This window comes from Terriglobia bacterium, from assembly GCA_020072565.1.
Taxonomy (GTDB): Bacteria; Acidobacteriota; UBA6911; order UBA6911; family UBA6911; genus JAFNAG01.
In genome coordinates this window covers 1-7,265 of the sequence record JAIQGI010000110.1, presented here as the reverse complement: position 1 = coordinate 7,265, position 7,265 = coordinate 1, and the positions used below count along the sequence as shown (strand labels likewise).

Here is a 7,265-nt window from a genome sequence, read left to right as displayed (position 1 = left end):
ATGCACTTTGTTTGGCGCGAAGCCTGCGGCCCCCAGCTTGCAAAAGATTTAACCGCCGAGGCACTGGTAAGGAAACTCATTGGAAGATCAAAGAGTGGATTACGACCGAAAAGTTACCCACTCACTTTGGAGAAGACCCGCAACAAGATTGGACGCGGATAAACGCTGGCAGGAGCTTTTGCCGTCCTGCTTGCCCGGAACGGGCTGTCGAACGCTCGCACGCCCAGAGGACCTGCTCCCAGACCAACACTCTAGAGCGCTCGACAGCCCGTTCCGGGCAAGCACGACCAGCGCGAAGCGCTGGCGCCTGCGGCGCGGCAAAAGCTCCTGCACGCCGACCAAGACCGAACGGTCAGCGTCTGTCAGCGTTCTTCCGCGTCCAAAAAATTCTTTTGATCGCATATTCATGAATAATCCGGGTTAAAGCGGTCAGCAACAAGATAATAATTGAAGGTTCTTGTTCTTCTTGCCTACTTGATTTCCGGTTAATCAAGAAGGGATCGACCATGAGGGCTCAGTTTTTCCATCAGTTCAGAGATGACTGCGGGGATGACTCGCATCTGTGCAGACTGCCAGGATACGCGGATTTCCACAGGATTTGCACTTGGGCGTGCTTACTGATTACTTGAACTTGAAACCCATCATGAGCGGAAGGAGGATAAGGGCTACCAGGGAAATCATGGCCAGGCAGACAATCATGGTTATGATCTTCTTCACTGTGGTTTCTGCTCCATTTCCGGCTATCAGGGCTTCGCAGCCCTGACTTCTTTCATGCCGCATCCGCCGGGCGCATTGCTTCATCGGCTTTTTGCGCCTGAATGGCTTGATGGAACGCACCGAGAAACTCTGCTCGATCCGGCGGCACGATAAACAGCTCATGGGCGCCGCGATCAAGCACATCGAGCCACAGCCGCTCATCCGCCGATCGGGACAACACAAATATTTCAGCTTTGGGAGAAACCTTTCTGATAGCAGGGATCATGTCGAGGAAGTGGCCGGTGCGCTGTGTCACGTTCATCACCACTGCGTCAAAGGGAAAGTGATAAGTGAAGGTTTCATGGAGCGAGTCGCTCGGTTGCGCGCGGGCGACATCGCAAGGAGCCTCTGTGAGAATATCCGTTACCAATTTTTCAACTTCGCCGTCAGGATCAAAAACCAGCACTCGGAATCTTTTGATTGGCTCAAGCATACCCGCACCTCCTGCTGATAATTTAGTACGCGCTAATGGTTGCACAGATACTTGATGATTCTGTTAGCGTAGCATCAAGAGATCGTGATTTTTTGATCACGCCGAAACGGCGTGCGGCAAGCTTGCGCACCACAGAAACTTTGTTCCGGGATCGACAATGCGTTGTGCTGCAGCTGGGGTGGCGGAACTCAGGAGTTAAAGTCTGCTCTTCGCCAAACTTTCCGCCATGGCGGGCGGTCTGAGATCTTTCCCGGCGCCGGTTTCTCCAAGCAGTTGGTGAAGGGTTGATTGAAGGGTCTTCATGGCGGGGAGAATCTGCTTTCTCAGTTCGGTCCGGCGCTCTTCCGCAAAGGCGAGCAGACGACCGATCTGAAAAGCCAGATGCACGGTCTCGCCTTTGTTCAAACGCCGGATGTCTGTTTTGAGACACCGGCAGAGATCGCACGAATCGTGAAAATCGCCTGCAGCGTCCTGGAGTGCGCGGGCTTCCGCGATCGGATTTTTCAATCCGCCTCGCCAGATAGGATCGAAAAGCTCCATGGCATAGCGCAGTTTTTTGGCGCCGATACGCAGGGCATGAATCTGATCGTCGGTCGCCTTGCGGAAATCGTATCGTGGCCGGAATGCCAGGATAGGTTCCATCAGCTGCCTGAGGATGCGTTGAGCGCGCTCCAGAGCTTCCTCGTGCAGCGGAAAGAGCGTCGGCTGAAATGGATTCTGTTTTCTGCGCCGCCGATTGGGCCTTTTTGCGGCCCAATCTGCAGCATCCACGATGGTATTCGATTCCGCAGGAAGCTCCATGCCCGCGAGCAAAAACGCGATGCGAGAACGCAAGCGGGAAGGGTCGATCGCCTTCAGGGTCCGCTCGAGCCTTTTCTCCTGCTTTTGCAGCTTCTCCTGGAGTCTTTCCATCAAATATTCCCGGCACAGGCTTTCTGCCATATCCCCTGCACCCCCCAGATCGCGCAGAAGCAAGATGATCACGCCGGTCTCCCGCGGTCCGCCGAGGGTCCGGGTAATCTCCTTCACGGCGCTGTAAACCGCCTGCCAGGGATGAGGAGCGAACAGATCCTGAAAAGCTTCGAGCGCAGCACGCAGCCGGCGGGATTGGACGCGGGTATCGTGAATCGATTTTTCGTCAGGCCGGCGCTTCAAGGAGACGAGTTCGTCCAGCAGGGAATCAGCCCGCTGCTGGAGAATCGTTTTGCCGAATTCGCCGGTGGATCTTTCTTCGTCCATAATCATGATCTGATAGAAGATTCACGAAACCTTAACGCTATTGTAATATGCATATTGTTAGCTACAAAGTTGTTCTCGTGTAGATATTCTCGACCTTATTATACATGGATCTCCTGGTAGTGAGGCAAGAGCCCAGGATTTTTAGCTGTGAGCAGAAGCAGAATGCGAGTTGCGGCAATCGATTTGGGGTCCAATTCATTTCACATGCTGGTTGTCGAGGTTCTCGGCCCCACCTCGTTTGAGACCGTGCTCGCAGAAAAAATGATGATCCAGCTGGGCAAGAAAGCCCTCGTAAGCGGGCGGCTGGATCCCGAGACCATGGAGCGGGGCCTGCAATGTCTAGATGAGTTCCGCCGCATGGCGCTGGCCAGGCGTGTGGAACGAACGATCGCCGTGGCCACCAGCGCCATTCGAGAAGCCGAAAACGGCGAGGAGTTTCTGCATCGTGCCCGCGCGCGCAGCGGCATGTCTGTCCGTGTCATCTCGGGACGAGAAGAAGCGCGTCTGGTTCATCTGGCGGTCAGCCGGCATATTGACCTCAATAAGACCCGGGCCCTGATTGTCGATTTGGGCGGGGGCAGCGTGGAGTTTACCGTGGGGGATGCCGGCCGGATTTACTATTCCAGCAGTCATAAGCTCGGATTTCTGCGCCTTCATGGCCGTTTTGTCTCCAGCGACCCGGTCACAAAGCGCGAGGAGCGACTGCTCGCCACCTTCATGAAAGATTCACTGGCGGCTCCGCTTTCGCACATTCGCAAGCATCATGTCGATCGGGTCATCGTGACCAGCGGATCTGCCACAACGTTGCTGCGGGTCGCCCAGCAACGCCGAGGTGAGAGAAGCGGAACGGCAAATCCTTCTACGACTGTCGGCCGCAATGAGATTCGTGCGTTTCTTGCGGACATGATCCGGCTCCCTGCCCTGGAATGCGCGAAGCGATTTGACCTGGATCCCCTGAGAGCCGAATACTTTCCCATCGCTTTGCTCTGCCTGGATTCCGTTCTTGAGGGGATCGGCGCCAAAGACATCACGGTGTGCCCGATCGCACTGCGGGAGGGACTGATTTACGATTTCCTTGCCAGGACCAGGCCGCATGCCTTCGTTCAGAGATCCACACAGGACTTACGCCAGGTAGCGGTGGTCGATCTGGCAACCCGATGCCGCTATCCTGCTGAGCATTCTCACAAGGTAGCCCTCCTGGCGGGTCAGATATTCAAGCAAACAGCCCACCTGCACGGCCTGGGGGACGCCGAAGCAAAGCTGCTGCAATATGCCTGTATTCTCCATGACATCGGGTACCACATCGGGTATTCCCAGCACCACAAGCACGGCTACTATCTGGTCATGAGCTGCGATCTGCATGGCTTTGCACATGATGAGAGGCATGTTCTGGCACAGCTGGTGCGATACCACCGGCGCGCGGTGCCGAAAACGTCGCATCCTGAATTTGCCGCTTTGCCGCCATCCAAGCGCAGAATCGTCAGCTATCTCGCCGCAATTCTTCGAATTGCCGATGGTCTGGACCAGAGTCACTTTTCAAACGTGGTCGCGGTGAAGTGCCGCTCGAGGAAAAAGGACCTCAAATTCACTCTCGTGACCAGCGCCGACCATGCCGATATCGATCTGGATCTGTACATGGCCAAGCGCCATGCCCGGTATTTCGAAAAGCTCTTCAATGTGGAAACTTCATTTGCTACCGCCAGGCCTGCCGCCGGACATGGTGCGCAGCGGAATTGAAGATTGCATCATCGAGAAAACTGCCCTGCTCACGCTGGACGTGTGCATCGGCAATTTGTGATATCCTGCATCAGCCGGGCGCCTCCGTTCGTCAGGCACTCGAGCGGATCCTGGGTGCACTGGAGAAGGACTCCAGGATCATCGAGGAAAGCCGGTTGCTGAATCACATTTGAAGAAAGACCCGGAGGAACTATGCAGGCAGCAACGGAAAGAATCAAAGTCCTGTTCCTCTGCACCGGCAATTCCTGCCGAAGTCAAATGGCGGAAGGCTGGACGCGCCGGCTCAAGGGCCCGCTGATCGAACCATATTCAGCTGGCATCGAGGCGCACGGGTTGAACGCCGGGGCAGTAAAGGTCATGGCGGAAGTGGGTATTGATATCTCGGAGCATCGCTCGAAACGCGTAGATGAACTGCGAAGCATCCCGTTCGATTACGTCGTGACTGTTTGCGACCACGCCGAAGAAAGCTGCCCGGTCTTCCCCGGAAAGGTCAAATGCGTACACGTCAGTTTCGAAGATCCACCCAGATTGGCTGCGAACGCCAGCACGGAAGAAGAGGCCCTGCAACATTACCGTCGTGTGCGAGATGAGATTCGTGCGTTCGTGGAAAAACTGCCCGGCGCATTATCACAAGAGATCTTGCCATAGGCAGTAGAATTGCGAGGAGTAAGACGGCTCCTCTTTATGCTGCCGGGAACCGAAGCACCCCCGATCGAAGATTGAGCATGAAAAAGGCGAATTCTTCAAATTTTGAGGAAGTAGCATGGCACACAGGATATGCCCTTGGTGGCTCGGTTACCTTCTGGCCAACCCGATTCGGCGGCTGTGGCACAATCCGCGCGCAATCCTGCAGTCGTCTGTGCAGGAGGGGATGCTTGTGCTCGAGCCCGGCTGCGGCATGGGATTTTTCACCCTCGAGCTGGCGCGACTCGTGGGCCGGAATGGCAAAGTAATCGCCGTCGATGTGCAGCCGAGAATGATTGCAGGGCTGAAACGCCGCGCCCGCAAAGCGGGCCTCCTCGAACGGATCGAGGTGCGCCTTGCGCAGGCCGACAGAATGGGTTTGGATGATCTCGACGGCACAGTCGATTTCGCACTCGCTTTTGCCATGATTCATGAGTTGCCGGACGCAGGCCGGTTCCTGGGCGAGATGCACCGCGCGCTCGGGCCGCAGCGAAAGCTCCTGGTGGCGGAACCAAGGGGGCATGTAAAGGAGACCGACTTCGCTGCCTTGATGGAAACAGCAAAGCGCGCCGGATTCCGGGTGGCGGATGGGCCATATATCCGCTCGAGCTGGACGGCCATTATTAAGCGCGCATGAGACCGCGAATCGACTTGCCTGCCGGAATGAGTTCCTTTCGGCGTCTGCCGCTCAAGGCTCGCTACAGGTTTCTTCTTAATCCAGCCTTACCCGAAATCTCCTGGATGCGCCGCCCGAGGGTGGGTTTCAGTTTTTCATTCAATTGCAGACAGCGCTCGAAATCCTTCTGCGCTTCGTCCTTCTGTCCCTCGATCAGCAGGATGATTCCTCGGTTTGCATAGCCGACAGCGGAACGAGGGTTGATCTCGATCACGCGATCGTAGTCTTTGATGGCGTCGGCATATTCCCGCCTGGCTTGTCGTATGGCAGCGCGATTCTCATACGCATCCGCCAATTTCGGGTCAAGCTCAATCGCCCTGTCGTAGTCATTCAACGCCTGGTCCACACGCCCTTTGGCTTCGAGCGCAACCCCACGATTGCTGTAGGCCACTGCCAGAAGAGGATTGAGCTTGATCGCCTTGCTGTGATCTTCAATCGCTCCATCCATATCGCCCTTCAGGAATTTGGCAACGGCCCGGTTTGAGTAGATCGCGGCAGTGTGGGAGTTGATCCGCAAAGCCTGATTGAAATCATCAATGGCTCCGCGCAGATCTCCCTTTTCCCGGCGCGCGATGCCGCGGTTGTTGTATGCCTCTTCAAGGTATGGGTTCAGTCGGATGGCGCGGCTGAAGTCTGCAGTCGCTTGCTCTCCTTTGCCCTTGCTTCTCAAAATGAGACCGCGGTTGTTGTATGCCTCTGCGCAGCCAGGGTTGAGCTGAATCGCGCGATCATAATCGGCAACGGCACTCTCAAAGTCCCCTTTGGCATAGAAAGCATTGCCGCGGTGAAAATAGGCGTCGGCAAAGCATGAATCCGCCCGAAGCGCGGCATCGTAGTGAGCGATGGCTTGGTCCATCTCCCCTTTGGCATAGCAGGCATTGCCGAGTTTAAGCTGGGATATCGCTGGGGCCGAAGCTGAGACTTGAGCAAGGGCCAGGGAAAAAGAGGAGAGAAAAACGACAACAGCCGAACAGCAATTGCGTCGCATGATGACCTCCCGCCACTCAAGACCTCTAGCCAAACGCCTGCAGTCATCCTGCCCGTAAGAGATCGGTGGAGCGTCCCGTGATGCAAACACGGCCGGCGAAAAAGTCCCGCCTGTCAATGTATTTGTCGGCTGCTGCTGGGATTTTGATCAGAGAACCGGGAATCCGGGTGTGGGAGATACTGGAAGAGTCTCTCTATGGGATTGCGCATCAGGGAAGGCGGTGTCGTGCCGCTGCATTCCCAAGCGGCATCGGAGCGAGAATGCTATTGCTTAGAAACAGGATGCCGTTACAGACGCCATTCATCGTAACCGTGTGACGAATGTCCACGCTGGTATCGCTTCGATCGCAGATATGAGGAATCGAAGAAAAATCAGCTCGCGACGCAATCTCTCGTGTAGAGTGAGCAGTAAGAGAATTTATGCCGACAGGTTCTTTTCATTGAGATGAGTCGATGGAGAGGTAGAGTGCGCAAGATCGCGATCTCAGGAATCAGGCTATCCGAACAGCATTTCGCATCGATCGTGGCAATACATCATTGGCCATTTCGATCGATTCTCTTTTTGGAATTACCACTATTCCCGATTCGGTAACTGTAAAGCGTCTTTTGTCCTCATCTAGGAGTCCGTCCGAGAATTGTCTGATTTCTATTGATCGGCGGGCTCGAGAAATTTACCTTATGTTCCATGGCAAAAACATATCGTTCCTACTGTCCGGAGCAGCTCCTGCTGCTGCCGCCGAGCCTGCGTGATTG

The 7,265-nt window shown here is 55.4% G+C and carries 6 protein-coding genes; 3 read left to right on the top strand and 3 right to left on the bottom strand.

The features are described 5' to 3' along the window. Positions 1 to 769: 769 nt before the first annotated feature. A complete protein-coding gene (locus tag LAP85_29170) occupies positions 770 to 1,189 on the bottom strand; it encodes a hypothetical protein (protein ID MBZ5500484.1) in 420 nt (139 codons plus the stop codon). A gap of 195 nt (positions 1,190 to 1,384) precedes the next feature. After that, a complete protein-coding gene (locus LAP85_29165) occupies positions 1,385 to 2,428 on the bottom strand; it encodes a CHAD domain-containing protein (GenBank protein ID MBZ5500483.1) in 1,044 nt (347 codons plus the stop codon). Between the two features lie 162 nt (positions 2,429 to 2,590). Between LAP85_29165 and LAP85_29160 the strand changes: the two genes are divergently transcribed. The 3 genes from LAP85_29160 to LAP85_29150 all read left to right on the top strand — a co-directional run bounded on the left by LAP85_29160 (position 2,591) and on the right by LAP85_29150 (position 5,486). Then, positions 2,591 to 4,165, top strand: a complete 1,575-nt coding sequence (locus LAP85_29160) for a Ppx/GppA family phosphatase (GenBank protein ID MBZ5500482.1) — start codon at positions 2,591 to 2,593, stop codon at positions 4,163 to 4,165. A gap of 192 nt (positions 4,166 to 4,357) precedes the next feature. Continuing rightward, complete coding sequence (locus tag LAP85_29155; GenBank protein MBZ5500481.1) at positions 4,358 to 4,813, top strand: arsenate reductase ArsC; 456 nt, start codon at positions 4,358 to 4,360, stop codon at positions 4,811 to 4,813. A 115-nt stretch (positions 4,814 to 4,928) separates the two neighbouring features. Beyond that, on the top strand, positions 4,929 to 5,486 hold the full coding sequence (locus tag LAP85_29150) for a class I SAM-dependent methyltransferase (GenBank protein MBZ5500480.1): 558 nt from the start codon (positions 4,929 to 4,931) through the stop codon (positions 5,484 to 5,486). Between the two features lie 61 nt (positions 5,487 to 5,547). Here LAP85_29150 and LAP85_29145 read toward each other — a convergent pair whose 3' ends face one another. Continuing rightward, complete coding sequence (locus LAP85_29145; protein MBZ5500479.1) at positions 5,548 to 6,513, bottom strand: tetratricopeptide repeat protein; 966 nt, start codon at positions 6,511 to 6,513, stop codon at positions 5,548 to 5,550. Positions 6,514 to 7,265 lie beyond the last annotated feature (752 nt).

What these genes read in the sequence shown, in the direction of transcription:
- LAP85_29165 (MBZ5500483.1), bottom strand. Translation starts at nt 2,428, where the DNA reads ATGGACGAAGAAAGATCCACCGGCGAATTCGGCAAAACGATTCTCCAG.
- LAP85_29170 (MBZ5500484.1), bottom strand. Translation starts at nt 1,189, where the DNA reads ATGCTTGAGCCAATCAAAAGATTCCGAGTGCTGGTTTTTGATCCTGAC.
- LAP85_29145 (MBZ5500479.1), bottom strand. Translation starts at nt 6,513, where the DNA reads ATGCGACGCAATTGCTGTTCGGCTGTTGTCGTTTTTCTCTCCTCTTTT.
- LAP85_29150 (MBZ5500480.1), top strand. Translation starts at nt 4,929, where the DNA reads ATGGCACACAGGATATGCCCTTGGTGGCTCGGTTACCTTCTGGCCAAC.
- LAP85_29160 (MBZ5500482.1), top strand. Translation starts at nt 2,591, where the DNA reads ATGCGAGTTGCGGCAATCGATTTGGGGTCCAATTCATTTCACATGCTG.
- LAP85_29155 (MBZ5500481.1), top strand. Translation starts at nt 4,358, where the DNA reads ATGCAGGCAGCAACGGAAAGAATCAAAGTCCTGTTCCTCTGCACCGGC.